The organism is Mesorhizobium sp. M0208 (assembly GCF_040322015.1).
Lineage (GTDB): Bacteria > Pseudomonadota > Alphaproteobacteria > Rhizobiales > Rhizobiaceae > Mesorhizobium.
The window spans coordinates 1-2210 of record NZ_JAMYSP010000102.1; the positions used below are offsets into that span (position 1 = coordinate 1).

3 protein-coding genes are annotated in these 2210 nt (G+C 61.6%); all 3 read right to left on the minus strand.

From position 1 onward, the window contains the following. A partial coding sequence (locus tag NKJ17_RS33745; RefSeq protein ID WP_502906601.1) for an ABC transporter permease family protein occupies positions 1-384 on the minus strand: 384 nt, incomplete at its 3' end. Between the two features lie 60 nt (positions 385-444). Further along, positions 445-1506 (minus strand): ABC transporter substrate-binding protein, encoded by a 1062-nt coding sequence (locus NKJ17_RS33750; protein WP_352692027.1) that lies wholly within the window; start codon positions 1504-1506, stop codon positions 445-447. A gap of 39 nt (positions 1507-1545) precedes the next feature. Beyond that, the coding region (locus NKJ17_RS33755) for a PfkB family carbohydrate kinase (RefSeq protein WP_352692028.1) at positions 1546-2210 on the minus strand (665 nt) is incomplete at its 5' end.

The window sequence follows — 2210 nt, forward strand, 5'->3', positions numbered from 1 at the left end:
GAAGATGCGCACAAGCCCATTTGACCAGAACGGCAGGATGACGAGCAGGAAAATCGCTTCGCGGCTACGGCCTTTCAGCACCTTGCCTAGCACATAAGCGGCGGGATAACCGACGATGATGCACCACAGCGTCACTTCGAGGCCGAGGCGCAGCGAGGCGAGCAGAAGCGTCAGATAGAGGCTCTGCGAGAAGAAGGCGGTATAGTTTTCGAGCGTGAACGCCCACGGCTTGCCCGACAACGGCAGCTCGGTCATGAGAGAGAAGAAGACCATGGCTGAGAGCGGCAAGAAGATCGCAACCGACAGCCAGAGATAGGCAGGCACCAGTAGCGGCAAGGCCGATCTCAGCCCGCTGCGCGACGCGGCTGCAACCTGTGCTGCCATGACATCCTCCCAGGGAAGGATCAGCCGACATATATGATCGGCTGATCCCGCTTTCTGCTGTTACTTCACGTTGACCTTGAGCTGCTGCCAGAGCGACAGATAGGCTTCGCGCTGGGCGTTTGTGATCGGCGCCTGGAACTGAATGCGCTTGGCAACTGCCGGGTCACCCATCACCTTGCGGTTGAACGCATCCTCGGGAAGTGCTTCCACGGCCTTGGTATTGGCAGATACCGGGGCTCCGACCTTGGTGACCCATTCGACATAGAACTTCGGGTCGACCATGTAGTTGATGAAGGCCTCGGCGCCGGCGACATTCTTGGAACCGACGGGAATGGAGAAGGCGTCGAGCCAGGCGACAGCGCCCTCCCGCGGGATCACGAGCGAGACTGGCAGCTTGAAATGGGTCTTGGCGCGGTCGGCCGAGCCGCTCCAATAGGTGCCGATATCGATCTGGTTAGAGGCAACCATCTGGTTCCAGTCGTTCTCCGAGCTCCAGAACGTCTTGATCTGCGGCATGAGCGAGGTGAGTTTCGCCTTGACCGCCTCCATGTCCTTGACATCGTTGATGTTCTGGCCGGTGGCAATGGCGCCGAACTGCACCGCCTCGACGGCATCGTCACGGATGGTGACGCGGCCCTTGTGGGCGGGATCCCACATTTCGGCGATGCTCGTTGGCGGCTTGTCGAAGGACTTGTCGTTGATGGCGAGCGCCGTCAGTCCCCAGACCCACGGTACCCCATAGACCTTGCCGTTATGGACAAGCATCGGCGAACTCGCCTTGTCTTTGCTGATGTCGGCATAGTTCGGCAGCTTGGATGTGTCGATCGGCTGGATCAGCTTTTCCGCCATTGCCTGGTCGTTGAAGGCGGCGTTGATCATAACGACGTCGTAGAGGCCGGGATTGGTCCTGAGCTTGGTCAGCATTTCCTGTTCGGAATTGAAGAAGTCGTTGACGACCTTGTTGCCGGTCGCCTTCTCGAAGGCCTCGATGGCCCACGGCTCGTCGGCGCCGTAGCCCTTCCAGTTGAGTACGTGCACCTCGTCGGCCTTGGCGGCAAATGCGAGTGCGGAGGTGAAGACGGCGGCCGCCGTCACTAGGGCAGTAAAGTCGGGCATGCGCATGTTCGTTCCTCTCTGTGTTTGCCCGATTCCCGGGCTTTGTCAGGCTGTCGGGCGTTTGACCTCTTGCTTCCGGCCATGGAGGCCCATCTGGGGACCGCCGGCATGGCTTAGGAATGTCTGGATCTCGTAGTCGGTCGGCGCTGATGAACCACCGTGGCGGGTGACCGAAATGGCCGCCGCCGCATTGGCGTAGCGCGCTGCCTCAAAAGGCTGTACGCCGCGCGCCAGCGCGCTGACGAAAGCGCCGATATGGGCGTCGCCTGCGCCATTGGTGTCGAGGGCGTCGACCTCGAAGCCGGGGATGGTCTGGACGGAACCGTCTGCCAGCCGCACATGACAGCCCTTGGCGGCGCTCCGGATGACGACGCCGTCGGCCTTCGGGCAATGGCCGGCAAGAAGCCGCGCTGCGAGTGCCTTTACATCGCCTTGACCGGCGATCTCGGCCGCTTCCCCCATGTTGCAGCTCAACCATGTGGTGCGAGCAAGCACCCGCGCCAAGGTCGAGCCCGGAATGTCCGCTATGACCGGTGTCGGATCGAAGACGAAAGGTATCCCAGCCGGCAGGGCCTCGATCCAGTCGGCGAGCGCATCGCGGCTGCCCGGATAGCTCAACGTATAACCTGACGTGAACACCCAGTCGTCTGCAGCGACCACCACGGGCGCCAGCATGTCGAGGCTGAGTACGCTTTCAGCGCCCGGCCAAG

What these genes read in the sequence shown, in the direction of transcription:
- NKJ17_RS33750 (WP_352692027.1), bottom strand. Translation starts at nt 1,506, where the DNA reads ATGCGCATGCCCGACTTTACTGCCCTAGTGACGGCGGCCGCCGTCTTC.